Genomic DNA, 23,748 nt, shown 5'->3' with positions numbered 1-23,748 from the left:
CCGCCATGCAAGATATCCGCGTCATCACCGATTTTCCGCGCAAGGTGCGCGAGATCGAGAACCTCTGGATTCCGATGCCGGACGGCGTCAAGCTGGCGGCGCGCATCTGGTTGCCGGAAGACGCCGACGCCGATCCGGTGCCGGCGATCCTTGAATACCTGCCCTATCGCAAGCGCGACGGGACGGTGGAGCGCGATGCGCTGACGCACCCCTATTTCGCCGGGCACGGCTATGCCGGCGTGCGTGTCGACATGCGCGGCTCGGGCGACAGCGAAGGGCTGTGCAAGGGCGAGTATCTGAAGCAGGAACAGGACGACTGCCTGGCGGTGATCGAATGGTTGGCCCGGCAACCCTGGTGCTCGGGCAGTGTCGGCATGATCGGCATCAGTTGGGGTGGCTTCAACGGACTGCAGGTCGCCGCCCGGCGCCCGCCAGCGCTGAAGGCTGTCATCTCGCTGTGCTCGACCGACGACCGCTACAATGACGACGTGCATTACCTTGGCGGCGCCATGATGTGCGACAATCTGATGTGGGGAACGACTGCCTGGGCAATCGCCATGACGCCACCTGATCCGCTGATCGTCGGCGACCGCTGGCGCGATCTCTGGGAGCAGCGACTGAATGGCAACGGCATATGGATGCAGGACTGGTTCGAACACCAGCGCCGCGACGATTTCTACAAGCATGGCTCGATCTGCGAGGACTATGCCGATGTCGAAATCCCGGTCTACGCCGTGGGCGGCTGGGCCGACGGCTATCCCAACCCGATCTTCCGCATGCTGGAAAATCTGCCCGGTCCCCGCAAGGGCCTGATCGGCCCCTGGGGGCACAAATATCCCCACTTCGCCATGCCCGGCCCGCGCATGGGCTTCCTGCAGGAATGCCTGCGCTGGTGGGACCAGTATCTGAAGGGGATCGACACCGGCATTGCCGACGAGCCTATGCTGCGCGCCTGGATCCAGGATCCGGCGCGGCCGGCAGCGATCTATGATGAGCGGCCTGGCCGCTGGGTGGCCGAGCCGTCCTGGCCGGGACCGGGCGTCGGGCAAAAGGTGCTGAACCTTGCACCCCATGTGCTGAGCGAGGCCAAGGGCGATAACGCGATCCTGGAGATTTCATCGCCACAGACGGCCGGCCTGTCTTCAGGCGCCTGGTGTGGTTACGGCGTCATGCCGACCTTGCCGGTCGACCAGCGGACCGAGGAAGGCAACGCCCTCATCTTCGAGACGGCGCCTTTGACCGAAGCGCTCGAGATCCTCGGCTTCCCCGAATTCGAGGTCAAGCTCGCCTCCGACAAACCGGTCGCGCTCCTCTCCGCTACCCTGTCGCAGGTGTTCGCGGACGGCGCGGCCTCACGTGTCAGCTACGGTATCCTCAACCTCAGCCATCGCAACGGCGACCTGGAGATCGAGCCGCTGGTGCCAGGGCAAGCGGAGACAGTGCGCATCAAGCTGCGCTGCTGCGGGCAGCGTTTCGAGGCCGGCGAGCGCATCCGGCTGGCGCTGGCGACGTCGCACTGGCCGATCGTCTTCCCGACGGCCGAACAGGCGACGCTGTCGATCCATTGCGGCGACAGCCGGCTGATCCTGCCGGTGCGAGCACCGCAAAAGCTGGACGACACGCTGGGACCATTCCTCGGCCCGGAGAGCGCCAGCCCGATGGAGCAGGAGGTGCTGGCCAGGGGCGACGGCTTCCAGCGCTCGGTGTCGACCGACCAGATCACCGGCGAGACCGTCTACCTGGTGATCAATGACGGCGGTACGGTGCGGCACCCGCATACGGGAATGACCCTTTCGGCAAGGCATGTCGACCGCTTCACCATCCGCCCCGACGATCCGAACACGGCGGTCGGCACCTGTACATGGGAGAAATCCTACGGCAGGGGCGACTGGCAAGCGCGTGTTTCGGTCAAGGCGACGGTGCGCGGGCTGCGCGATGTTTGGCGGATCGAGACCCACATCACCGCGCATGATCGCAACGAGGTGGTCGTCGATCGAAGCGAGGTCAAGGAGTATCCGCGCGACCTCAACTGAGAGGCCCGGCGCGGCTCGCGATCACGCCATCAATTTCGGCAAGGCGGCCGCCAGCGCATCGACTGCGAGCCGCACCTTGAGCGGCAGATGCGGCGTCCGCAGCCAAAGGGCGTGGCAGTCATACAGATAGCGCGGCTTGTCCGATAACAGCAACACCAGCGCACCGGCTCGAATGCGCTCGCGAACCAACCACCAGGGCAGCCACGCCAGCCCCATGCCTTCGACCGCAGCATCGGCGATGGCATCGAGATCGTCGAGCCGCAGCCGGCCGCTGGGCACGATCTCCTGCGCTGCTTGCCCTTCACGCGCAAGCAGCCAGGGCTGAACGACCTGGCCGAGCCGGCGATAGACGATTGCCTGATGATCGGCGAGGTCCTCGATCCGCCGCGGTTCGCCATGGCGTTGCAGATAGGAGGGCGCGGCGCAAACGATCATGCCCTGACGCGCAACACGGCGCGCGATCACGCCAGCCTTGTCGTCCAGATCGCCGGTCCGGATGGCGAGATCGTAGCCGTCCTCGGCAAGATCGGCGAAGCGGTCGCTGAGTGACAGGTCGAGTTCCAGCATCGGATACTGTCGCGCCAGCTTCAGCAGCACGGGGGTCACGCAGTGGCGGCCGAAATGCGCCGGCATGGTGACGCGCAGTTTTCCGCGCGGTTCGGAGAGTTGGTCGGCGGCCAGCACATCGGCGGCTTCCGCTTCGGCCAGCACGACCCGGCAGCGTTCGTAATAGGCGCGGCCGAAATCGGTCAGGCTCTGACGGCGCGTGGTGCGGTTGATGAGGCGCACACCCAGCCGTTCTTCGAGAAAGCGGACATGCTTGCCCACCATAGGTCCGGACAGGTCGAGCGCGACCGCGGCAGCCGCGAACGAGCCAAGGTCGGCCGCCTTGATGAAGACGGCCATGCTCTCAAGCCGATCCATATTCGAAACCTTCGGTTTCTACTGCTTTATCCCTACGCCCATTTATCCATGAAACCTTTATCCGCATAGCTCATTCGGTTCAGATAATTTGGAGTAACCCGAATGGCACGTATCGTCCGCCTCCACCAGCATGGCGGTCCCGAAGTCCTGCGCATCGAGGAGGTCGACCTCTCACCACCGGGTCCGGGCGAAGTTCAAATCCGCGTCAAGGCACTCGGCATCAATCGCGCAGAGGCGCTGCTGCGCGCCGGCACCTATATCGAGACCGCTGCCCTGCCCTCAGGGCTTGGCCTTGAAGCGGCAGGGGTTGTCGAAACAGTGGGCGAAGGCGTGGAGAATTTTGTCCCGGGCGACGCTGTCAGCGCCATCCCTCCACAATCGATGGTGCGCTGGCCGGCTTATGGCGAATTGGTCACCTATCCCGCCGCGCAGCTCGTCAAGCACCCACCGTCGCTTGACTGGAAAGGGGCGGCGGCGGTCTGGATGCAATATCTCACCGCCTATGGCGCGCTGATCGACATTGCCAAACTTGGCAGTGGGGATGCCGTCGTTATCACAGCGGCGTCGAGCAGCGTCGGGCTTGCGGCCATCCAGATCGCCAACAAGGTTGGCGCAACGGCGATCGCGGTGACGCGGACATCGACGAAGAAACAGGCCTTGCTCGACGCCGGAGCGGCTGAAGTCGTGATCCTGGCCGAGGAGAATCTCACCGCACGGCTGAACACAATCGTGGGACCAAAAGGCGTACGGGTCGTGCTGGATGCCGTCGGCGGCCCGATCTTCGGGCCGCTGACGGCAGCGATGACAAAGGGAGGCATTCTGATCGAATACGGCGGCCTCAGCAGGGAGCCGACGCCGTTTCCCCTGGCTGCGGTGCTGGGCAAGACGCTGACGCTGCGTGGCTACCTCGTCCACGAGATTACCGGCGACCCGGCGAAATTGGAGGCAGCAAAGGCGTTCATCCTCGAAGGCCTGGAGGCAGCCACGCTGAGGCCGATCATCGACAGGACCTTTGCCTTCGACCAGATCGTCGAGGCGCATCGCTATCTCGAATCGAACGACCAGTTCGGCAAGATCGTAGTGACGATCTGAGATCGTGGTGACGATCTGAGATCGTGGTGACGGTCTGAGCAACGGCAAACAAATCACCCGTGCCGGCACTATCGCCCTTGAAGGCGCGGCTCCGCATTCCTAACTGAACGGTGCGGGCCGGGCCCCTCTGACTGTCGCCAATGGCGACCGTGATGTCGGACCGCTTTAACGGGCCCGTTTCCACCCTTTTAGGTCAAACGGGCTCAATCCTTTCGGTTTGGAGCCCCGTATGACGTCTTCCCTCCTTGGCCTGGTTTGCCCCTCCTGCCGCGTCGCGCTCGTGATGAGCGAACGCCAGGGTATCGAAATCGACTACTGTCCGCAGTGCCGCGGCGTCTGGCTTGATCGAGGCGAACTCGACAAGATCATCGAGCGTTCCGGCAGGGAGGCGTCGCCCGCGCCGCAGCCAGCAGCCTTTTCCCCACCGCAGCAAGGCCATGGCCGCGATGACGATTATTCGCGCTCGCAGGGTCACCGTTATCCCAAGCGGAAGAAGTCATTCTTCGAGGAATTGTTCGATTGACCGGATGTCGCTCCGGTGCCCGGGCCGACGTTTGCTGAAAATTTCTAAAACCACATCGATAAAGGTTCATTTCCGATGATGTCTCGCACCAGCCGATTTGCAACCCTGTTCGCCGGACTGTTCCTCGCATTCTCCATGGTCGCGATCGATCATGCCGAGGCGCGGCGCGGCGGCAGTTTCGGCAGTCGTGGCACGCGCACGTTCCAGTCGGCGCCGCCGACCAGGACCGCTCCGGCGCCGACCGCTCCGGTGGAGCGTTCAATGACGCCCAACACCGGTGTGAACTCTGCCGCCCGGCAGCCGCAGGCCGGCCCGCAGAGGCCGGGCTTCATGAGCGGCTTCGGCGGAACGATGATGCGAGGCCTGCTGATCGGCGGCCTGATCGGGCTGCTCTTGGGACAAGGCTTCGGCGGTCTGGCCGGCATGTTCGGCTTCCTGCTTCAGGCCCTGCTCATCGGTGGCGCGATCATGCTGGCCATCAGGTTCTTCCGGTCGCAATCCGCGCGCGGCCCCGCGCCGGCACTCGCGGGTGCCGGCAATGCCCAGGTGTCGCGCAATGCCCAGGTGTCGCGATTTGAGAACCGCGCAACGGGACAGCAGCAGACGGCAGGATCGTTCACAATTCCCGGCTTTGGTGGCGGTTCGGGCGGGAACTCGCCGGCCGCTGTCTCCGAGGACATCACACTGGCTCAGAGCGACCTCGATGCGTTCCAGCAGTTGCTGACCGACATCCAGGAAGCATTCGGGCGCGAAGACCATGCCGCCCTGCGCCGGGCGACGACACCCGAAATGGTGTCCTATCTCTCGGAAGAACTGGCCGACAATGCCCAGAAAGGTCTCAGGAACGAGGTCTCTGACATCACTCTGCTGCAGGCCGACATCGCCGAAAGCTGGCGCGAGGATGACCGCGACTACGCCACGGCCGCGCTGCGCTACGAGTCTCGCGACGTGATGCGCGAACGGGCCAGCGGCAAGGTCGTCGAGGGCGACGAGGGCCATCCGACCGAAACGACCGAGCTGTGGACATTCACGCGTCAGAATGGCTCGAGCTGGAAGCTCTCGGCCATACAGCAGGCCTGAGCCCGGCCAGGTCATCCAAGGGTCGCTGCGAGCCCCTCAGCGCACGATCCTGACGCACATGGGCGTGCCGATCTCTATGGCGCGTCCAGTGTCGGTCAGCATGCCGCTCGCCGCGTCACGCGCGAAGATCGAGATGCGGTCGGCATTCTGGTTGGCGGAGAACAGATGGCTGCCGGACGGCGTCAGCGCCAGGTTGCGTGGCGTGGCACCCCCGCAAGGGGCATAGCCGACGAGGCTCAGCGCGCCGGTCTGCTGGTCGACAGCCATGATGACGACGCTGTCGTGACCACGGTTGGAGCCATAGACAAAACGGCCATCCGGCGAGATCTGGATATCAGCGCAGTGATTGCTGTCGCGCGCCTCGGCCGGGACCGCCGGCTTGGCATCGATGATGGAGAGCTTGCCGGATGCCTCGTCCAGCGCCATCGACACGACGGTCGAATCCAGTTCGTTCATGACGAAGACGAAGCGTCCGTTCGGATGCAGTGCGAGATGACGAGGCCCCGCGCCCGGCGTCAGGGCGGACTCGGTGAGCTTCGTCAGGTTTCCATCCTGCCCGATCCGGTAGGATACCAGCCGGTCGATGCCCAGATCGGCGACGACGGCCGTTCCGCCGGCAATGGTTTCGGTGACACTGTGGGCGTGCGAGCGTTCCTGCCGCACCGCGTTCGGGCCGCTGCCCCTGTGCGAGACACTGGCCAACGGCGCCGACAGCGCGCCGTCCTTCTCAAAGCCGTAGACCGCTACCGCACGATCCGGACCGCCCTCCCCCATGCCATAATTGGCGACCAGCAGTTTGGTCCCATCGCGGGTGATGGTGTTGTGAGCGGTGATGCTGCCCAGCGATGGCTGCTTGTTCAGATAGGTGAGCGTGCCCGAGCCACGATCGAAGCGGTAGGCGGAGACGGTGCCCTCGCGCCAGACGAAAACTTCCGAATTGGCGTAGATACGCGAGCCATCCGGCGTCACCGACAGGAAGGTCGGATTGTCGACGTCGTTGGTCTCCGCCAGTTTTCGTATTTCCAGCGTTGCTTCGTCGAAGCTGTAGACGCCGAGCCCGACGCCCCGCGCGCCCTGAAAATAGGGCGCCTCGCGGTTCAGGCTGCCGACGAAGACCAGACAATCCTTGCTCATGATTTCCTCCCTGCCCGCCAGCGCCTGTGGCTTGCGGGGCCGGCCAAAATTTCGCCCGTCCTCGCTTGCAACGCAACCCCATATGTGAAAATACTATTTACAAAAGAAGATTGACGGGAGGAGACGTCGTGCAACCAAGCGCCTTTGGCGGTATTCAAGCGGTTGCCTGGAGCCTTCTGCGAGACCGCCGGAGCCAGCCATGACCGACTTCGCCCCCACCGTTGGGGTCGCCTCGACGCACCCGAAGAACATGCCCGAGGAGCACGCCGCCCTGCCGGTGTGGAATGCCGAGAACTGGTTCTACGAAGACTGGCCGGTCGGGCAGAAAATCCGCTCCTTGCGGCGCACGATGGCCGAGGGCGACAGCCATCTGTTCAACACGCTGGTGCTCGACATCCACCCTTACGTGCAAGACCAGATGTTTGCCGAGAGCGAAGGCATTTTCGGCAAGCGGCTGATCGCCGGCGCTTTCGTCTTTTCAGCGGGCCTCGGGCTGGTCGCCACCAACTGCGTCAACGCCTTTTCCTACGGCTATGACAAGCTCCGCTTCATAAAGCCTGTCTTCATTGGCGACACGATCTATTCGATCCGCTCCAACCTCGACAAGAAGCCCCGGTACAAGGAGATGGGGCTGATCCGCGCCAGCTACGAAGTGTTCAAGGGCGAAGGCGAGCTCGTTCTGTATTGCGAGCATCTGCAGACGGTGAAGTACCGCAACCCAGCCGATTTCGTCGGCAAGACGGAGAAGTGAAGATGCCGGCAGCAGCCGAATTGCCGCTCGCCGGTCTCGTCGTCGTCGACATGAGCCAGTTCCTGTCCGGGCCCTATTGCTCGCTCCGGCTGCTCGATCTCGGCGCCCGCGTCATCAAGATCGAACGCCCGGACGGTGGCGACCTGTCGCGCCGGCTCTATCTCAGCGACACCGAGATCGGCGGCGATTCCACCATCTTCCACGCCATCAACCGGGCCAAGGAAAGCTTTGCCGTCGACCTCAAGAACGAGGCCGATCTCAAAGCGTTGCGCGGGATTCTGGCCAAGGCCGACGTGCTGATCCAGAATTTCCGGCCAGGCGTCATCGAGCGACTCGGCTTCGACTACGAGGCCGTCCGCAAGATCAACCCAAGGCTCGTCTATGCCTCGATCAGCGGCTATGGCGAAGAGGGTCCATGGGTCAAGCGGCCCGGCCAGGATCTGCTGGCGCAGTCGCGCTCCGGCGTGATGTGGTTGAATGGCGACGAGGACCAGGGACCGGTGCCGTTCGGTCTTGCGATCGGCGACATGCTGGCAGGTGCTGCCTGCGCGCAAGGCATTCTGGCGGCCTTGGTGCGGCGCGGCATCACCGGCCAGGGCAGCCATATCGAAACCAGCCTGCTGGAGGCGCTGGTCGACTTCCAGTTCGAGGTGCTGACGACGCATCTCAATGACGGCCGCCGCTTGCCCAAGCGCTCCAAATTCCGCAGCGCGCATGCCTATCTGTCAGCGCCCTACGGCGTCTACCCGGCCAAGGATGGCTACCTCGCCATCGCCATGACGCCGATCCCGAAACTCGCCGATCTGCTGTCGCTCAGTGAGTTGGCGCCTTATCGCGATAAACCGGCCTCGTGGTTCACCGCGCGCGACGACATCAAGGCGATCATCGCCCAACGGATCGCCACCAGGACCATCGACGAATGGCTTGCCATTCTCGAGCCAGCCGACATCTGGTGCGCCAAGGTGCTGACCTGGCCGGAGATGCTGGCAAGCGAGGGTTTTCAGTCGCTAGACATGCTGCAGACGGTGACGCGCGAGGACGATGTCTCGATCCTCACCACAAGTTCACCGCTCAGGGTCGACGGCATCAGGGCCAAGGTCGATCGCGCCGCACCGCGTATCGGCGAGCACAGTGCCGCAATCCGCGCGGAGTTCGGCCTGTGACCACGCTCAAAGGCATGACCTGGAGCCATCCGCGCGGCTACGATCCGATGGTCGCCTGCTCGTCGCTCTGGCAGCAGAAAACCGGCGTCGCCATCGCATGGGACAAGCGTTCGCTGCAGGATTTCGAATCCTTCCCGGTCGAGGAGTTGGCGCGCGCCTATGACCTGATTGTTATCGACCATCCGCATGTCGGCCAGATCACGGCGGAAAGCTGCCTCGCGCCGCTGGATGTCGCCGGCCGCGAAGCGGAGCGCACCGCGCTCGCTTCGGGCAGCGTCGGCCAATCCTATCCGAGCTATAGCTGGCAAGGGCGGCAATGGGCCTTCCCGATCGATGCCGCCAGCCAGGTCCAGGCCTGGCGGCCGGATGCGCTCGATGCGCCACCGGCCCGCTGGAGCGAGGTGCTCGATCTCGCCCGGCACGGCCGCGTGCTGTTGCCGTTGCGGCCACCGCATGTGCTGATGGTTTTCTACACGCTGGCCGGCAATCTCGGACACGCTTGCGCCACCGATCCTTCCGGTGATCTCATCGATATCGAGGCGGGCAGCCAAGTCTTCGAAGCGATGCGCGAGATCGCCGCGCTGGTCGGGCCGGCCTGTTTCGAGATGGATCCGATCGCTGTTTCGGAACGGATGGCGGAGGCCGGTTCCCGGATCGTCTGCGCGCCGCTGATCTATGGCTACGTCTCCTATGCGATATCAGGGTTTCGCGCGCACCGGTTGGCCTTCACCGACATTCCGGCCGTCGGCTCCAACGGCCCAATCGGCTCCGCGCTTGGCGGCACCGGCATAGCGGTGTCGGCCCTTTCCAAAGCAAGAGATGCCGCGATCGATTTTGCCTACTGGGTCGCCAGCGGCGATGTCCAGCGCGGCCCGTATGCCGTCGCCGGCGGACAGCCCGGCCACGCAGCAGCCTGGGAAGACCAGAGCGTCAACGCCGCGACCGGCAATTTCTATCGCGACACGCGCGCCACGCTGGAAGGCGCATGGGTGCGGCCGCGCCATGACGGCTACATGGCGTTCCAGCAGGCGGCGTCCGACCGCATCCTTTCGGGCATGACCTCCGGGCACAAAGCCGCCCAGGTCGTTGCCGATCTCAATCGCCTGTTCCGGGAGAGTGCCCCTGCGCAGGTGTCCGGCGTTGCCGGTGGAGGAGCCTGAACGAAACCGAACGGAGGAGAGACAATGAAAAACATGATGCGCGGCCTGATGGCCGCAACCGCGTTTGTATCCATCACGACAATTGCCCATGCCCAGGATGTGCAAGGCGTCATCGGCGGGCTGCCGACCGAACTCAAGGCACAGTATGACGGTGCGCCGCAGAAGGTGCTGCCTTCGGCATGGGACAATTTCACGCCGCCGCCGAAGCCGTGGAAATGGTGCCACTCGGAATCCTACCAGGGCAATCCCTGGCGCGTAACGGTCACCAAGGAGTTGAAGCGTCTGGTCGACGGGCTGATAGCCGACGGCACGGTGTCCAGCTTCGAAGTGTCTGACTCCAACAACGACGCCAGCCAGCAGATCAACCAGATCCGCGCCTTCATCGACAAGAAGTGCTCGATCATCACCTCGATCCCGGGCTCGGCGACGGCGCTCGACGATGCGATCGACGCCGCCGCCAAGGCCGGCATTCCGTTCATCACCGCGGCCGGCTCGGTGACCAGCCCGAACGCGATCAATGTCGATTCCAACTATGCGCGCTGGGGCTACGACATGATGACGGCGATCGGCAAGGCGCAGCCGGACGGCGCCAGCATCCTGCTCGTCGAAGGCATTGCCGGCCACCCGATCGTGGTGCAGGAACGCCAGGGTGCCGACAAGGCGTTGGCCGAGAATCCCAAGCTGAAGATCTCGCGCAACGTCAACGGCAACTGGACGGCCAATGTCACCAAGACAGTCGTGCTGCAAGCGATCGCCACCAACCCAGCGCCGATCGATGCGGTGTGGACGACCGGCAGCGAAAGTCGCGTCGTCGCCGAGGCCTTCGCCGAGGCAGGACGGCCGGCGCCGCTGATCACCGGTTCAATCACCGGTGATGCGCTGGGCTATTGGAAAGCCAACCCCGACAAGTACCGCTTCGAAGGCCATGCCGTGCTGCCGCACTGGACCGCCGAGACGCTGTTCCGTGTCGGCGAGCGCATGCTCGACGGCCAGAAGCCGAAGCTCAACACGCTGCTGATCCCGATCCCGCCGGTGCACAGCGCCGATCTCGGCCAATGGTACAAGGACTGCATGACGACGGATGCCGTCTCGATCTTCCCGATCCCGCCCAAGGATCCGATGCCGGAGGAATGGCTTGACGCCTATTTCTCGAATCCGGCACCGACCAAGGGCTGGGATTATGCGAAAGTTCCAGACGCCTGCGCCAAGTGACGGCTAGGACAGACCCAGCAAGCCGGCTTCCTTCGGGGAGCCGGCTTGCCAGCTTCGAAACACGGCATGCTTGAAATCAAAGACATATCCAAACGCTATGGCGAGACGGTCGCGCTGGCTGACGCTTCTATCGCGTTCCGGGCGGGGACCATCCATACCATCCTGGGCGAAAACGGCTCGGGCAAGAGTACCATGGTCAAGCTGTTGTCCGGTATCGTCCAGCCGGACAGCGGCGCGATCCTGCTGCAAGGAAGGCCGTTTTCGGGCGCAAACCCGTCGGTCTTCCAGGCGCAAGGTTTTGCTACCGTGTTCCAGGAGGTGCTGATCGCACCGGATCGCAACGTGACGGACAATATACTGCTCGGCCTCGATGGGCTGCTCCGGCGTGCCGTGCCACGCAACGAGCGCCGCGACAGGGCGGCAGCCGCGCTCAAACGCTTCGCCGTGACTGACGTTCCTCTCGACATGCCTGCCGGGCTGCTGCCACTGGCGGCGCAGCAATTGGTGGTGCTCGCCCGAGCGATCGTGCGCAATCCCAGGATTCTGATCCTCGACGAGGTCACCGCGGCTCTCGATTTCGCCGACCGCGAATCCGTCTTTTCGCTGATGCGCTCACTGGCCGGTGAAGGCTGCCTTATCCTGTTCATCACGCACCGCATGGACGAGGTGATGTCGTTGTCGGATCGCATCTCGATCCTGCGTGGCGGCAGCGTGGTGCGCACCGAGGAGCGCGGCGCCTCGACACCAGCGGAACTTCTCAAGGCCATGGCGCCACGCACTGCGGCGGAGCTGACGCATGGTTGACCACACGGCTCCTGGTCTCGCCGTCCGCGACCTCGTCATCGCGCCGGGCGCCAGCGCAATAATGCAAACCATCGCTCCCGGCGAAATCGTCGGCCTTGCCGGCCTCGACGGCCATGGCCAGGAGCTGTTCCTGAAAATGCTCGCCGGCCTGGTGGCGCCACTTGGTGGCTCGATCGAGCTCGGCGTCTCCGGCGCGTCTCGCAAGATCACCGGGTTCCGCAAGGCCGTCGCCAGCGGCATCGCCTACCTGCCGCGCGACAGGCGCGCGAACGGTATTTTTCCCACGCAATCGGTGCTCGACAATTTCGCCGTCTCGACCTTGTCACGCGATACGCGGCTTGGCCTGATCAGTCCAACGGCGCGCAAGGCGCGCTACGACATCTACCGCGAAAAACTGTCGATCGTGGCACCCCGGCCGGATGCACAGATCACCACTTTGTCGGGCGGCAACCAGCAGAAGGTGCTTTTGGCGCGGGCACTGGCGCTGGAGCCCGCCATCCTGCTGCTCAACGACCCGACGCGCGGCGTCGACGTGGCGACGCGGCATGTGCTCTACGACGTCTTTCGCGGGCTGGCGGCCGACGGCATGGGCCTGGTCATCCTGTCCAGCGAGATCGAGGAGATTCTTCTCCTATGCCAGCGCGTGCTGGTGTTCAGGGAAAACCAGGTCGCGGCGGAAATCTCCGGCGAGGCGCTGACTACCGATAGCGTGATCTCCGCCATGTTCGGACGGGCGGCATGAGCCCTATCACGCGCCTCCTGTCGCTTGGGCGAAGCGTCGGTTTCGCTGTCCTGCTGCTGGTCGTCCTGCTGGCGGTCAATCTCGCCCTCAGCCCGGGGCGGTTCCAGCCGGGATCATGGGGCGCGCTGGTCGGATTGGCCGCGCCCTTGATCGGCGCGGCCATCGCCTCGACACCGGTGATCCTCGCGGGGCGCGGCGGCATCGATATCTCGGTCGGGCCGCTGATGGGTTTCGTCAACGCGATGGTGATCCAGTTGCTGTTCCTCAAGGCCGGTATCTCCTCGCCCCTGCTGCTCGTCCCGGCGGCCCTGCTCGTCGGCGCGCTGGTCGGCGCGGCGAACGGTTTTCTGGCGACGATCGTGCGCATCCAGCCGATCGTCGCCACGCTTGGCACCTATCTGATCCTCACCGGCGTGACGCTGACGATCCTGCCGGCGCCGATCGGCCCGGCGCCGGCATGGCTCAAGTCCTTGGCTGGTTCCTGGTCGATGCTGCCGCTGCTGTTAATGTTCCTTGCCTGGTGGCTGGTGCGGCGCATCCCCTACTACGACCAGTTGATGGCGGTCGGCAGCGACGATCGCGCCGCCTACACCGCCGGTGTCGATGTCACGCGCGTGCGCTTCATCGCCTATGTCATGACCGGCATCCTCGGCGGCTGCGCCGGGCTGATGCTGACGGCGCTGATCGGCTCCGCCGACCCCAATATCGGGCCGACTTATACGCTGATCGCGATTGCCGCCGTCGCGCTCGGCGGCGTCAGCCTGGCCGGCGGTCGTGGCGGCGTTGCGGGGGCCGCCATCGGCGCCATCGACATCTTCCTGCTGCAGAGCGTGCTGACGACGTTCAACGTCTCGACCTTCGTGCTGCAGATCGCCTATGGCGCCATACTGGTGCTGGCGGTGATGCTGACCGCGCTGCAGGAACGTCTTGCCACGAGGGGACGCTGACATGACTGGGCGAAACCTGTTTGCGACAACCAATGCCCGTGTCGTCGGCGCTTTCTGCGTCGCCGCCCTTCTGCACCTTGCCGGCACAGTTCTCATTCCCGGCTATTCAGCGCCGTTCGCGATACGCGCCATGCTGGTGCTTGCCTCGCTGCTGGCGGTCGCCTCGATCGGGCAGACATTGGTCGTCATCATGGGCGGCATCGACCTGTCCATCCCCTTCGTCATCGGCTTCGCCAATGTCGTGGCCGCGCAGCTCTACGGCGATGGCTGGAATTTTGTCCTGGTCTGCGGCCTCGTCGGCGTACTGGCGATTCTGATCGGCGGCTTGAACGGCCTGATCGCGCGCAGCCTCGACATCCAGCCGCTCATCGTCACGCTCGGCATCGGCATGGTCGTGCAAGGGCTGGTACTGTTGTGGACGGCAGGCTTCCCGTCAGGCTCGGCACCGCAAGCGGTTTCCAGCTTCGTGTCGATCGGCGGATCGGCCGGGCCACTGCCGGTGCCGTGGCTGGTGCCGAGCCTCGTCGTGCTGGCAGCGCTCGTCGTGCTTGTGCTGGAGCGGACGCCTTATGGCCGCCGGCTCTATGCGCTGGGCAGCAATCCGGGGGCGGCACCCCTGGCGCTGATCGACCCGGTTCGCATGTGGGTGATCACCTATGCGGCGAGTGCCTTCTTCGCGGCCGTCGCGGGCGTGCTGCTGCTCGGCTTCACCGGCTCGGCCTATGGCGATGTCGGCCAACCCTATTTGTTCCAGACCATCGCGGCCGTGGTCGTCGGCGGCGCCGCACTTGTCGGCGGCCGCGGCAGCTATCTCGGCACCATCGCGGGCGTGCTGGTGCTGACCGAGATCAATACGCTGCTGATCGGGCTTGGCTTCCAGCCCTCGGCGGTGCAAGCAGCTTTGGGTTTCATCATCGTGCTGCTGGTCTCGCTCTACGGCCGCGAGCGGCACGTCTCGACGACGATCTGACGGCGATTGTTTGTTTGACGCAATTCCGAACGGAAAACCGCTCCGCACTTTTCCTGGATTGCTCTACTTCAACCGCCAGAGCTTGCAGGCATTGCCAGACAACAACCTGTCACGCTCCGCGACGCTGCAGCCGGAAAGCAGCGCATGGGTCGCCGCCACCCAGGTCGAGAGACCGCCGCCGAGCGTGCAGACCGGCCAGTCGCTGCCCCAGACGACACGGTCCCAGCCGAACGCAGCGATGGTGTGTTCGACATAGGGCCGCAGCGTCTCGACCGTCCAGTTGCCAGGATCGGCATAGGCGACGACGCCGGAGATCTTGGCCATGACATTCGGGCGTCGGGCGATCTCGCTCATGTGCTCGCGCCATGGGTGCTCGCCATTGCCCTTGATGTCGGGGACGCCGCAATGGTCGAGGACGAACTGGACATCGGGCGCCAGGTCGGCCAGCACGATCGCCTTGGGAATCTGGTGCGGCAGCACGACGAGGTCGAAGGTCAGGCCGGTGCCGCCAAGCCGCTTGATGTTGCCGCGGAACAGGTCGCTTTCCGACAGATCATCGGGCACGACGTGGAGCACGCGGCGGAAACCCTTGACGAAAGGATTTGCCCGCTGGCTTTCGAGATAGTCGGCAAAGTCAGCCTCTTCCGGCCGGCACGATGCGATCACTCCCGCCAGCATGCTGCCCGCCTGCCGCGACAGGCCCTGGACGCGGGCGGTCTCTGCCTCGATGTCGGCCGGATCGACATCGACCTCCATATGCAGCACGCACTGGATACCGACACGCTGCGCTTCAGTGGCATATTCCTCATAGGAAAAATCACGGTTGAGCGCCGGCACGCCGGCGAGCCAGGGATAGCGTAAGGCCGAGCGATCGATGAGATGCAGATGGGTGTCGATGATCATGGCGAGGCTCCTCCCTCCAGCGTTTTCAAATCATCTCACGGAGGAATTCTTCATTCAAATAAGAATTTATGTCGATGAACCGACAGTCGAGCCCGCGAGGTGCGACAGCTTCTCGCACGTTGCCAGCAAGAGCTCGATGGTCCGGGTGATGTCGGGCGCGGCAGGCGTGTTGATGACGGTGATGTAGGGGATCGACAGCGCGGCGATCGCCTTGCCGTCGGAACTGCGCACCGGTGCCGACAGATTGAAGACGCCAGCGGTCTGCATCGAGGCCATCATCTCGTAGCCACGGTCGCGGATCTGGTCGAGCCGAGTGAAGAACTCGGCCGATTGCGGCGTCTTGTCTGTGCTGCGGACGTATTCGGAAATCATCATCTGCCGCTCTTCCTGCGAGCGGAAGGCGAGCAGCACATGGCCCGAACCGGTGTCGAACAGACTGATGTGGGAGCCGACCCGGATCGAGATGCCCCAGTAGTCCGGAGCCTCCTGCTGGGCGATGACGACGGCGGAACCGCGATCAAAAACAACGAGTTGATTGGCCTGCTGCGAGGTCTCGGCCAGTTCGCGCATCAGCGGCGTGGCGTAGGAAACCAGCCGCCGCACCGGAGCGTGCAGTTGCGCCAGGCCGAACAGTTTGAGCGTCAGCGAGTAGCGGTCGCCGTCCAGCCGGGTGACGTAGCCGCGCCGCACCAGCCGGTCCAGCATGCGGTAGAATTCGTTGGGGCTGCGGTCGAGTTTCTTGGCGATTTCCGCCTGCGTCAGGCCGCCATCGACGCCGGCCAGGAGTTCCAAGATGTCGAGCCCCTTGTCGAGCGCCGGCGCGCGATAGCGCTCGTCTTCGCTGTCATCCATGGGCATTTCTCCAGTGAATTCCGCCTTTCATATACGCAGGAACGTGGCCGGCGGAAACAAATTTCGCCTTGACGTACGTATGAATGTTTTGTTTGTATATGAATGTAGCATTTCTTGTCACGCGGACAAGTTGCGGTCGCGCCACGGCGCACCCAGGGAGGAAACCAATGAACAGACTGCTTTCCGGCGTCTCCGCCGGCGCATTGGTGCTTGCATTTGGTGCAGGCACGGCCCTTGCCGGTGACCTGCCCGGCAAGTTCGAAGGCGTGACCGTCGACGTGAAGCTGATCGGCGGCCAGCAATATGAAAAGCTCTACGAGCGCATTCCCGAATGGGAGAAGGCGACCGGCGCCAAGGTCAACATCCTGACCAAGAAGAACGGCTTCGACATCGACAAGGAGCTCAAGTCCGACATCGCCTCGGGCAGCACCAACTGGTGCGTCGGCTGGAACCATTCGTCCTTCGCGCCACAGTACACGGGCCTCTACACCGACCTCAGCAAATTGCTGCCCAAGGCGGAGATCGACGCCTTCGTGCCGTCAACGATCAAGGCCGCGACCATCGATGGCAAGCTGGAAATGCTGCCGCGCGCCCAGTTCGATGTCTCTGCCCTCTACTACCAGAAGAGCCTCTACGAGAACGCCGACAACAAGGCCAAGTTCAAGGCGAAATACGGCTATGACCTGGTGCCGCCGGACACATGGAAGGAAGTCACCGACCAGGCCGAGTTCTTCGCCAACCCGCCCAATTTCTACGGCACGCAGTTCGCCGGCAAGGAAGAAGCGATCAACGGACGGTTCTACGAGATGGTGGTCGCTGAGGGCGGCGAATATCTCGACAAGGACGGCAAGCCGGTCTTCAACTCCGAGGCCGGCATCCGGGCGCTCGACTGGTTCGTCAATCTCTACAAGGCCAAGGCGGTGCCGGCCGGAACCACCAACTATCTCTGGGACGATCTCGGCCAAGGCTTTGCCTCGGGCACCGTTGCCATCAACCTGGACTGGCCGGGCTGGGCCGGCTTCTTCAACGATCCGAAATCGTCGAAGGTCGCCGGCAATGTCGGCGTGAAAGTCGCGCCGAAGGGGTCTTCGGGCAAGCGCACCGGCTGGTCGGGCTTCCACGGTTTCTCGGTGACAGAGAACTGCCCGAACAAGGAAGCCGCGGCCTCGCTGGTGTGGTGGCTGACCAACGAGGACAGCCAGAAGCTGGAAGCCGCCGCGGGCCCGCTGCCGACCCGCACAGCGGTCTGGGACTGGGACCTGAAGCAGGCCGAAAACGATCCCTACAAGAAGGAGGTCCTCTCCGCTTTCCAGGAAGAAGCCAAGCACGCCTTCGCCGTGCCGCAGACGCCTGAATGGATCGAGATCTCGAATGCCGTCTATCCCGAACTGCAGGCGGCGATCCTTGGCGACAAGACCTCCAAGCAGGCGCTGGACGAAGCGGCCGCCAAGGCGACGCAGATCCTCCAGGACGCCGGCAAGCTTTAGAACCCTCTCCCAAGGCTGCCTCCCCCATCGTGATGGGGGAGGCGATCGCGTCTTGTCGGAGGCTCCGCGATGGAAATCGCCTTTCGGCGTCCCGCCCACGCAATGCAAAACCCCAAAGGATTCTGATGAAGGGCTTCAAGCCATCGGCGCCGTTCCTGCTGCTGCTTCCGGCCTTCATCGTGCTGGCGGCGGTCGTCGTCGTGCCGCTGCTCTTGTCGCTCTATTCCAGCTTCACACCCTTCCGCCTGACCAAGCCCGAGACATTCTATGTCTTCATCGGTCTCCGGAATTATCTCTCGATCCTGGGCAACACCGATTTCTGGTGGGCATTCGGGCGCACGGTGCTGCTGCTGACCATCGCGCTCAATCTCGAAATGCTGCTTGGCCTCGGTCTCGCCATGCTGGTCGAGAAGGCGACACGCGGCCAGCGCATCCTGCGCACGCTGATGATGTTTCCGATGATGTTCTCGCCGATCCTCGTCGGCTTCCAGTTCAAGTTCATGTTCAACGACAATATCGGCCTCGTGAACAACGCCTTGCAGTCGCTCGGCATCACGCAGGACGCCATTCCCTGGCTGATCGAGGGCCATCTCGCCTTCATCGCCATCTCGATCGCCGAGATCTGGTCGTCGACCGCGATCTTCGCCATCCTGATCCTCGCCGGCCTGCTCGCAATGCCCAAGGAGCCGATCGAGGCGGCGCGCGTCGACGGCTGCACGCCGTGGCAGACATTCCGTTATGTGACGTGGCCGTTCGTCATGCCCTTCGCCTACATCGCCATGACCATCCGCTCGCTCGACGTGGCGCGCGCCTATGACATCGTCAAGATCATGACCGACGGCGGACCGGCCGGCCGCACCGAGCTGCTCTGGACGCTGGTGGCGCGCACCGCCTACAGCGACGGGCGCATGGGCATGGCCAATGCCATGGCCTATTTCTCGATCCTGCTCTCGATCGCCTTCACCGTCTACTTCTTCAACAAGCTCGCCGCGGCGCGCACGCAGATCGGTGCGGAGTGGTGATGGACGAGAATTCTTCCGCCCGCCTGAAGCGCCGGCTGCTGGGTGTCGTCCATCGCACCGGCCTGTTCCTGGCGATGCTGACCATCTGCCTGCCGGGCCTGTGGATCGTCATCTCGTCGTTGCGGCCGACGGTCGAGATCATGGCCAAGCCGCCGGTGTGGATTCCGCAGGAGATTTCTCTCGACGCCTATGTCGCGATGTTCTCAGGCATCGGCAAGGGCGGCATCCCGGTCATCGAATATTTCCGCAACTCGCTGATCATCTCGGTGACCTCGACTGTCATCGCGGTCGCTATAGGCATGGCCGGCGGCTATGCCTTCGCGCGCTATCGTTTTCGCGGAAAGTCCAGCGTCTTCCTTGGCCTCATGCTGACGCGCACGGTGCCCGGCATCGCGCTGTCGCTGCCTCTGTTCTTCCTCTATGTGCGGCTCGGCATCATCGACACGCATTTCGGGCTGATCCTTGCCTATGTCGCGCTCAACGTGCCGTTCACCATCTGGCTGATCGACGGCTTCTTCCGCCAAGTGCCGAAAGACCTCGCCGAAGCCGCGCAGATCGATGGCTGCACGCGCTGGCAGGCGTTCTGGCAGGTCGAGTTCCCGCTCGCAGGACCGGGCATCGCATCCGCCGCCATCTTTGCCTTCCTGACCTGCTGGAACGAGTTTGCTTTGGCCTCGCAGCTGACCCGTTCGGTCAGCGCCAAGACGCTGCCGGTCGGTCTGCTCGACTACACGGCGGAGTTCACCATCGACTGGCGCGGCATGTGCGCTCTGGCGGTGGTGATGATCATCCCGGCGCTTACCCTCACCTACATCGTCCAGAAACACCTTGTCGGCGGCCTGACCTCCGGCGCGGTGAAAGGCTGATCCCATGGCAACGGTTTCTCTCAAAAAGCTGACCAAGCGCTACGGCAATATCGAGATCGTGCACGGCATCGATCTCGATATCACCGACCGCGAATTCATCGCGCTGGTCGGTCCGTCCGGCTGCGGCAAGTCGACGACGCTGCGCATGATCGCCGGGCTGGAGGAGATCAGCGGCGGTTCGATCGAGATCGGCGGGCGTGTCGTCAACGATCTGCCGCCGCGCTCGCGCAACATCTCGATGGTGTTCCAGTCCTACGCGCTTTATCCGCACATGACGGTGCGCGAGAATCTCGGCTTCTCCCTGAAGATCGCCGGTGCTGCCAAGGAAGAGATGGACCGCCGCGTCGCCGAGGCCTCGGCCATTCTCGGCCTCGACACGCTGCTCGACCGCCGACCGTCGCAACTGTCCGGCGGGCAGCGCCAGCGCGTCGCCATGGGCCGCGCCATCGTGCGCGACCCCGACGTCTTCCTGTTCGACGAGCCGCTGTCCAATCTCGACGCCAAGCTCAGAACGCAGATGCGCACCGAGATCAAGAAGCTGCATGCCAAGGTGCAGTCGACGGTGATCTACGTCACCCACGACCAAGTCGAGGCGATGACGCTCGCCGACCGCATCGTCATCATGCGCGACGGATACATCGAACAGGTCGGCACGCCCGACGAGGTTTTCCGGCGACCAGCGACACGCTTCGTCGCCGGCTTCATCGGCTCGCCGCCGATGAACCTGCACGAGGCGACAATCGATGACGGCCAGATGGTGTTCGCCAGTGGCGAGAAACTGCCTTTGCCCGGCCAGTTCAAGGCCAATGTCGCGACCGGCGACAGAGTGGTGTTCGGGCTGCGGCCGGATGACATCTATCCGACCGGCCACGGCATCAGCTCCGGCGGCGCGGCAGATGTCCACCAGATCGAACTGCCGATCACGGTCACCGAACCGCTCGGCAACGAGACGCTGGTGTTCGTCGAATTCAACGGCAGCGACTGGGTGTCGCGCATGCTGAACCCGAGGCCGCTCAAGTCGGGCGAGCGGGTCGCCATGAGCCTTGACCTGTCGCAGGCACATCTGTTTGCCACTGAGACCGGAAAGACATTGCGGAGCTGACCGATGGCTAGAATCGAGAAAATCGAACTGCGGATGGTAGACCTTGTGCCCAAGGTCAAGCGAACCGACGCGATCCAGAGCTTCGTCAGCCAGGAAACGCCGATCGTCACGATCACCGATTCCGACGGCGCGGTCGGTACGGGCTACAGCTACACGATCGGCACCGGGGGTTCGTCGGTGATGCGGCTCCTGTCCGATCATCTGGCGCCGCGCCTGGTCGGCCGTGATCCTGACATGATTGAGGCGATCTGGCACGATCTCGAATTCGCCACCCATGCGACGACGATCGGCGCCATCACCGCTATCGCGATCGCAGCGATCGATACGGCACTTTGGGATCTCAGGGCGAAGAAACAGAACCTGCCACTGTGGAAACTGGCCGGCGGCGCCAAGGACCGCTGCCCGCTCTACACCACCGAGGGCGGCTGGCTGCACATCGAGACGGCCGCACTTGTCGACGATGCCCTGGCCGCCAAGGCCAAGGGCTTTCGCGGCTCGAAGGTGAAGATCGGTAAGCCGCACGGTTCGGAGGATCTCGCGCGCCTGTCCGCCGTCCGCAAGGCTGTCGGCGACGGCTACGAGATCATGACCGATGCCAACCAGGGTTTTTCCGTCGACGAGGCGATCCGGCGTGCGGCCAGGCTGCGCGAACTCGACCTTGCCTGGATCGAGGAGCCGTTGCCCGCCGATGATATCGACGGGCATGTGCGGTTGTCGAATTCGACGCCGACGCCGGTTGCGATCGGCGAGTCGCTCTATTCCATGCGCCATTTCCGCGAATACATGCAGAAAGGCGCCTGTTCGATCGTCCAGGTCGATGTCGGCCGCATCGGCGGCATCACGCCCTGGCTCAAGATCGCCCACGCGGCGGAGGCCTTCGACATTCCGATCTGCCCACATTTCCTGATGGAACTGCATGTCAGCCTGACCTGCGCTGTTCAGAACGGCCGCTATGTCGAGTACATTCCGCAGCTCGACCAGTTGACCGGCAAGCGCATGCGCATCGAGGATGGGCATGCACTGGCGCCCGACGAGTCCGGCATCGGCATCGATTGGGACTGGGACGCGGTCAAGGCCATGAGCATCGCCGAATTCACCACGGCGATCACCAAATAGGAGACGGATATGCAGCGGATGGGGATGATGCTGGGGTTGAAACCGGAAAAGGTCGAGGAGTACGTCCGCCTCCACGCCGCCGTCTGGCCCGACGTGCTGACCATGATATCGGCCTGCAACATCAAGAACTATTCGATCTACCTGAAGCGGCCCGAGAATCTCTTGTTTTCCTATTTCGAGTATCACGGCACCGACTACGCGGCCGACATGGCCAAGATGGCAGCCGACCCGAAGACCCAGGAATGGTGGGCGGTCTGCATGCCGTGCCAGGAGCCGCTGGCGACCCGCAAGGATGGTGAGTGGTGGGCTTCGATGGACGAGGTCTTCCATCATGACTGAGGGCGGTTTCGACCCTGCCTCGCTCATCCAGTCCTGGCCCAAACCCTCGAAGCCCCGGCCGATCGTCACTTTCGGTGCAGGTTCGATCGTCGGAGATGCGCATTTCCCAGCCTACAGAAAGGCAGGTTTTCCGGTCGCCGGACTTTATGATCCGGACCAGACAAAAGCGCGGACCCTGGCCGAGAAATGGGGCGTCGCCGCATTTCGCTCGGTGGAAGAAGCGGCCACCGTCAAGGATGCGATCTTCGATCTGGCAACGCCGCCGGGACGGCACGCCGAGATCCTAGAAGCTCTCCCGGACGGCGCGGTCGCATTGATCCAGAAGCCGATGGGCAACTATCTCGGCGAGGCAACCGAAATCCTTGAAATCTGCCGCGCCAAGAACCTCAAGGCGGCTGTGAACTTCCAGCTGCGCTTCGCGCCGATGATGCTGGCGCTCAAGGATGCCGTCGCCAAGGGCTGGCTCGGCGAGGTCGTCGATTTCGACGCCTGGCTGGCGCTGGCGACGCCGTGGCAATTGTGGGAGTTCCTGCTCAAGGCGCCCCGCGTCGAGATCGCCATGCACTCGATCCACTATCTCGACCTCGTCAGGCAATTGCTTGGCGATCCCCGTGGCGTGCACGCCAAGACGCTCGGCCATCCCAACCACAAGGTCGCGCAGACGCGCACCAGCGCCATTCTCGACTATGGCGACACGGTGCGCTGCGCGCTGTCGATCAATCACGACCATAAGTTCGGCCGCCGGCACCAGGCCTGCGAATTCCGCATCTGCGGCACCGATGGTGCGGCCTACCTCAAGCTCGGCCTCAATCTCGATTATCCCACTGGCGAGCCGGATATCCTGGAAATCCATCCGAAGGGCGGAACGGACTGGGTTACCGTGCCGCTTGCCGGTGAATGGTTCCCCGACGCTTTCGTCGGGCGCATGGCCAATGTGCAGCGCTTTGCGGCCGGAGAAGACGACGAACTGGTCAGCTCGGCCGAGGACGCCTGGAACACCATGGCGCTGGTGGAAGCCGCCTATAAATCGAGTGCGGCGCCGGCGACGCCGATCGCGGAAAGACCCTGATGGAACAGATTCTATATTTCGAGGATTACGAGATCGGCTCGTCACGCCTGACCAGCGGCCGCACCATTACAGAGACGGATTTCATCGTCCATGCCGGCCATACCGGCGACTTCTTCCCTCATCACATGGACGCCGAGTACATGAAGACGACGCCGTTCGGCCAGCGCATCGCGCATGGCACGCTGGTGTTCTCGGTCGGCATCGGCTTGACCGCAAGCATCATCAACCCGGTCGCCTTCTCCTATGGCTATGACCGGCTGCGCTTCATCAAGCCGGTGTTCATCGGCGATACGATCCGCACGCGCACCACCATCACGGCCAGGGAAGACGACCCCAAGCGACCGGGTTCCGGACGCGTGATCGAACGCTGCGAGGTGATCAACCAGCGTGGCGAAGTGGTGCTGGCGGCCGACCACATCTACATCGTCGAACGCAAGCCGGCGCAGAGCTGAAGCTC

At 63.7% G+C, this 23,748-nt stretch carries 24 protein-coding genes; 20 read left to right on the top strand and 4 right to left on the bottom strand.

Annotated features, from left to right (window positions below):
* Window positions 1–5: 5 nt before the first annotated feature.
* Window positions 6–2,033 (top strand): CocE/NonD family hydrolase, encoded by a 2,028-nt coding sequence (locus AC1VON_RS13940; RefSeq protein WP_483123520.1) that lies wholly within the window; start codon window positions 6–8, stop codon window positions 2,031–2,033.
* 21 nt (window positions 2,034–2,054) lie between these two features.
* Here AC1VON_RS13940 and AC1VON_RS13935 read toward each other — a convergent pair whose 3' ends face one another.
* Window positions 2,055–2,957, bottom strand: coding sequence for a LysR family transcriptional regulator (locus AC1VON_RS13935; RefSeq protein WP_172351611.1), 903 nt, complete (start codon window positions 2,955–2,957; stop codon window positions 2,055–2,057).
* A gap of 102 nt (window positions 2,958–3,059) precedes the next feature.
* Between AC1VON_RS13935 and AC1VON_RS13930 the strand changes: the two genes are divergently transcribed.
* The 3 genes from AC1VON_RS13930 to AC1VON_RS13920 all read left to right on the top strand — a co-directional run bounded on the left by AC1VON_RS13930 (window position 3,060) and on the right by AC1VON_RS13920 (window position 5,652).
* A complete protein-coding gene (locus AC1VON_RS13930) occupies window positions 3,060–4,049 on the top strand; it encodes a zinc-dependent alcohol dehydrogenase family protein (RefSeq protein ID WP_483123516.1) in 990 nt (329 codons plus the stop codon).
* A 229-nt stretch (window positions 4,050–4,278) separates the two neighbouring features.
* Window positions 4,279–4,572 carry a TFIIB-type zinc ribbon-containing protein gene (locus tag AC1VON_RS13925; protein WP_172351613.1) on the top strand — a complete coding sequence of 98 codons (294 nt, stop codon included), beginning with the start codon at window positions 4,279–4,281 and terminating at the stop codon, window positions 4,570–4,572.
* Window positions 4,573–4,647: 75 nt separating this feature from the next.
* A complete protein-coding gene (locus AC1VON_RS13920) occupies window positions 4,648–5,652 on the top strand; it encodes a Tim44 domain-containing protein (protein ID WP_483123513.1) in 1,005 nt (334 codons plus the stop codon).
* A gap of 36 nt (window positions 5,653–5,688) precedes the next feature.
* On the opposite strand, the gene AC1VON_RS13915 is transcribed toward AC1VON_RS13920, so the two are convergent.
* Window positions 5,689–6,786 carry a lactonase family protein gene (locus AC1VON_RS13915; protein ID WP_172351615.1) on the bottom strand — a complete coding sequence of 366 codons (1,098 nt, stop codon included), beginning with the start codon at window positions 6,784–6,786 and terminating at the stop codon, window positions 5,689–5,691.
* A 199-nt stretch (window positions 6,787–6,985) separates the two neighbouring features.
* On the opposite strand from AC1VON_RS13915, the gene AC1VON_RS13910 reads away from it, so the two are divergent.
* The 8 genes from AC1VON_RS13910 (at window position 6,986) to AC1VON_RS13875 (ending at window position 14,535) form a co-directional block, all read left to right on the top strand.
* The gene (locus tag AC1VON_RS13910; RefSeq protein ID WP_172351616.1) at window positions 6,986–7,537 is read left to right on the top strand and encodes a MaoC family dehydratase; all 552 of its coding nucleotides are present in this window, start codon (window positions 6,986–6,988) and stop codon (window positions 7,535–7,537) included.
* A gap of 2 nt (window positions 7,538–7,539) precedes the next feature.
* The gene (locus AC1VON_RS13905; protein WP_483123503.1) at window positions 7,540–8,700 is read left to right on the top strand and encodes a CaiB/BaiF CoA transferase family protein; all 1,161 of its coding nucleotides are present in this window, start codon (window positions 7,540–7,542) and stop codon (window positions 8,698–8,700) included.
* A gap of 14 nt (window positions 8,701–8,714) precedes the next feature.
* Complete coding sequence (locus tag AC1VON_RS13900) at window positions 8,715–9,860, top strand: extracellular solute-binding protein (protein WP_483126331.1); 1,146 nt, start codon at window positions 8,715–8,717, stop codon at window positions 9,858–9,860.
* 24 nt (window positions 9,861–9,884) lie between these two features.
* The gene (locus AC1VON_RS13895; RefSeq protein ID WP_483123499.1) at window positions 9,885–11,072 is read left to right on the top strand and encodes an ABC transporter substrate-binding protein; all 1,188 of its coding nucleotides are present in this window, start codon (window positions 9,885–9,887) and stop codon (window positions 11,070–11,072) included.
* A 66-nt stretch (window positions 11,073–11,138) separates the two neighbouring features.
* Window positions 11,139–11,876 (top strand): ATP-binding cassette domain-containing protein, encoded by a 738-nt coding sequence (locus AC1VON_RS13890; RefSeq protein ID WP_483123493.1) that lies wholly within the window; start codon window positions 11,139–11,141, stop codon window positions 11,874–11,876.
* Window positions 11,869–12,618 (top strand): ATP-binding cassette domain-containing protein, encoded by a 750-nt coding sequence (locus tag AC1VON_RS13885; protein WP_172351620.1) that lies wholly within the window; start codon window positions 11,869–11,871, stop codon window positions 12,616–12,618. The genes AC1VON_RS13890 and AC1VON_RS13885 overlap by 8 nt, the downstream gene beginning before the upstream one ends.
* Window positions 12,615–13,565 carry an ABC transporter permease gene (locus AC1VON_RS13880; RefSeq protein ID WP_172351621.1) on the top strand — a complete coding sequence of 317 codons (951 nt, stop codon included), beginning with the start codon at window positions 12,615–12,617 and terminating at the stop codon, window positions 13,563–13,565. The genes AC1VON_RS13885 and AC1VON_RS13880 overlap by 4 nt, the downstream gene beginning before the upstream one ends.
* A 1-nt stretch (window position 13,566) precedes the next feature.
* A complete protein-coding gene (locus tag AC1VON_RS13875) occupies window positions 13,567–14,535 on the top strand; it encodes an ABC transporter permease (RefSeq protein ID WP_172351622.1) in 969 nt (322 codons plus the stop codon).
* Window positions 14,536–14,598: 63 nt separating this feature from the next.
* Here AC1VON_RS13875 and AC1VON_RS13870 read toward each other — a convergent pair whose 3' ends face one another.
* Both AC1VON_RS13870 and AC1VON_RS13865 read right to left on the bottom strand, forming a co-directional pair.
* Complete coding sequence (locus AC1VON_RS13870; protein WP_483123481.1) at window positions 14,599–15,438, bottom strand: amidohydrolase family protein; 840 nt, start codon at window positions 15,436–15,438, stop codon at window positions 14,599–14,601.
* Window positions 15,439–15,504: 66 nt separating this feature from the next.
* The gene (locus AC1VON_RS13865) at window positions 15,505–16,290 is read right to left on the bottom strand and encodes an IclR family transcriptional regulator (RefSeq protein ID WP_172351624.1); all 786 of its coding nucleotides are present in this window, start codon (window positions 16,288–16,290) and stop codon (window positions 15,505–15,507) included.
* A 167-nt stretch (window positions 16,291–16,457) separates the two neighbouring features.
* On the opposite strand from AC1VON_RS13865, the gene AC1VON_RS13860 reads away from it, so the two are divergent.
* The 8 genes from AC1VON_RS13860 (at window position 16,458) to AC1VON_RS13825 (ending at window position 23,743) form a co-directional block, all read left to right on the top strand.
* A complete protein-coding gene (locus AC1VON_RS13860; RefSeq protein ID WP_140769411.1) occupies window positions 16,458–17,777 on the top strand; it encodes an ABC transporter substrate-binding protein in 1,320 nt (439 codons plus the stop codon).
* 125 nt (window positions 17,778–17,902) lie between these two features.
* Window positions 17,903–18,799 (top strand): carbohydrate ABC transporter permease, encoded by an 897-nt coding sequence (locus AC1VON_RS13855; protein WP_483123476.1) that lies wholly within the window; start codon window positions 17,903–17,905, stop codon window positions 18,797–18,799.
* Entirely contained in the window at window positions 18,799–19,665 is an 867-nt protein-coding gene (locus tag AC1VON_RS13850; protein ID WP_483123474.1) for a carbohydrate ABC transporter permease, read from the top strand. The genes AC1VON_RS13855 and AC1VON_RS13850 overlap by 1 nt, the downstream gene beginning before the upstream one ends.
* Before the next feature lie 4 nt (window positions 19,666–19,669).
* Complete coding sequence (locus tag AC1VON_RS13845; RefSeq protein ID WP_172351628.1) at window positions 19,670–20,767, top strand: ABC transporter ATP-binding protein; 1,098 nt, start codon at window positions 19,670–19,672, stop codon at window positions 20,765–20,767.
* 3 nt (window positions 20,768–20,770) lie between these two features.
* Complete coding sequence (locus tag AC1VON_RS13840) at window positions 20,771–21,883, top strand: mandelate racemase/muconate lactonizing enzyme family protein (RefSeq protein ID WP_483123469.1); 1,113 nt, start codon at window positions 20,771–20,773, stop codon at window positions 21,881–21,883.
* Between the two features lie 9 nt (window positions 21,884–21,892).
* Window positions 21,893–22,222 carry an L-rhamnose mutarotase gene (locus AC1VON_RS13835; RefSeq protein WP_483123467.1) on the top strand — a complete coding sequence of 110 codons (330 nt, stop codon included), beginning with the start codon at window positions 21,893–21,895 and terminating at the stop codon, window positions 22,220–22,222.
* Window positions 22,215–23,291, top strand: coding sequence for a Gfo/Idh/MocA family protein (locus AC1VON_RS13830; RefSeq protein ID WP_483123463.1), 1,077 nt, complete (start codon window positions 22,215–22,217; stop codon window positions 23,289–23,291). Before AC1VON_RS13835 ends, AC1VON_RS13830 begins: the two co-directional genes overlap by 8 nt.
* Window positions 23,288–23,743, top strand: coding sequence for a MaoC/PaaZ C-terminal domain-containing protein (locus AC1VON_RS13825; protein ID WP_483126330.1), 456 nt, complete (start codon window positions 23,288–23,290; stop codon window positions 23,741–23,743). Before AC1VON_RS13830 ends, AC1VON_RS13825 begins: the two co-directional genes overlap by 4 nt.
* The last annotated feature ends 5 nt before the right edge of the window (window positions 23,744–23,748 follow it).

The organism is Mesorhizobium sp. HAY1-8B, assembly GCF_056868045.1.
The sequence above is the reverse complement of the archived record's forward strand: the minus strand, read 5'-3'. Positions and strand labels throughout refer to the sequence as shown.

Excerpts from the sequence above, each read along its gene's own strand:
- AC1VON_RS13940 (WP_483123520.1), top strand. The coding sequence starts at position 6 with ATGCAAGATATCCGCGTCATCACCGATTTTCCGCGCAAGGTGCGCGAG.
- AC1VON_RS13935 (WP_172351611.1), bottom strand. The coding sequence starts at position 2,957 with ATGGATCGGCTTGAGAGCATGGCCGTCTTCATCAAGGCGGCCGACCTT.
- AC1VON_RS13930 (WP_483123516.1), top strand. The coding sequence starts at position 3,060 with ATGGCACGTATCGTCCGCCTCCACCAGCATGGCGGTCCCGAAGTCCTG.
- AC1VON_RS13925 (WP_172351613.1), top strand. The coding sequence starts at position 4,279 with ATGACGTCTTCCCTCCTTGGCCTGGTTTGCCCCTCCTGCCGCGTCGCG.
- AC1VON_RS13920 (WP_483123513.1), top strand. The coding sequence starts at position 4,648 with ATGATGTCTCGCACCAGCCGATTTGCAACCCTGTTCGCCGGACTGTTC.
- AC1VON_RS13915 (WP_172351615.1), bottom strand. The coding sequence starts at position 6,786 with ATGAGCAAGGATTGTCTGGTCTTCGTCGGCAGCCTGAACCGCGAGGCG.
- AC1VON_RS13910 (WP_172351616.1), top strand. The coding sequence starts at position 6,986 with ATGACCGACTTCGCCCCCACCGTTGGGGTCGCCTCGACGCACCCGAAG.
- AC1VON_RS13905 (WP_483123503.1), top strand. The coding sequence starts at position 7,540 with ATGCCGGCAGCAGCCGAATTGCCGCTCGCCGGTCTCGTCGTCGTCGAC.
- AC1VON_RS13900 (WP_483126331.1), top strand. The coding sequence starts at position 8,715 with ATGACCTGGAGCCATCCGCGCGGCTACGATCCGATGGTCGCCTGCTCG.
- AC1VON_RS13895 (WP_483123499.1), top strand. The coding sequence starts at position 9,885 with ATGAAAAACATGATGCGCGGCCTGATGGCCGCAACCGCGTTTGTATCC.
- AC1VON_RS13890 (WP_483123493.1), top strand. The coding sequence starts at position 11,139 with ATGCTTGAAATCAAAGACATATCCAAACGCTATGGCGAGACGGTCGCG.
- AC1VON_RS13885 (WP_172351620.1), top strand. The coding sequence starts at position 11,869 with ATGGTTGACCACACGGCTCCTGGTCTCGCCGTCCGCGACCTCGTCATC.
- AC1VON_RS13880 (WP_172351621.1), top strand. The coding sequence starts at position 12,615 with ATGAGCCCTATCACGCGCCTCCTGTCGCTTGGGCGAAGCGTCGGTTTC.
- AC1VON_RS13875 (WP_172351622.1), top strand. The coding sequence starts at position 13,567 with ATGACTGGGCGAAACCTGTTTGCGACAACCAATGCCCGTGTCGTCGGC.
- AC1VON_RS13870 (WP_483123481.1), bottom strand. The coding sequence starts at position 15,438 with ATGATCATCGACACCCATCTGCATCTCATCGATCGCTCGGCCTTACGC.
- AC1VON_RS13865 (WP_172351624.1), bottom strand. The coding sequence starts at position 16,290 with ATGGATGACAGCGAAGACGAGCGCTATCGCGCGCCGGCGCTCGACAAG.
- AC1VON_RS13860 (WP_140769411.1), top strand. The coding sequence starts at position 16,458 with ATGAACAGACTGCTTTCCGGCGTCTCCGCCGGCGCATTGGTGCTTGCA.
- AC1VON_RS13855 (WP_483123476.1), top strand. The coding sequence starts at position 17,903 with ATGAAGGGCTTCAAGCCATCGGCGCCGTTCCTGCTGCTGCTTCCGGCC.
- AC1VON_RS13850 (WP_483123474.1), top strand. The coding sequence starts at position 18,799 with ATGGACGAGAATTCTTCCGCCCGCCTGAAGCGCCGGCTGCTGGGTGTC.
- AC1VON_RS13845 (WP_172351628.1), top strand. The coding sequence starts at position 19,670 with ATGGCAACGGTTTCTCTCAAAAAGCTGACCAAGCGCTACGGCAATATC.
- AC1VON_RS13840 (WP_483123469.1), top strand. The coding sequence starts at position 20,771 with ATGGCTAGAATCGAGAAAATCGAACTGCGGATGGTAGACCTTGTGCCC.
- AC1VON_RS13835 (WP_483123467.1), top strand. The coding sequence starts at position 21,893 with ATGCAGCGGATGGGGATGATGCTGGGGTTGAAACCGGAAAAGGTCGAG.
- AC1VON_RS13830 (WP_483123463.1), top strand. The coding sequence starts at position 22,215 with ATGACTGAGGGCGGTTTCGACCCTGCCTCGCTCATCCAGTCCTGGCCC.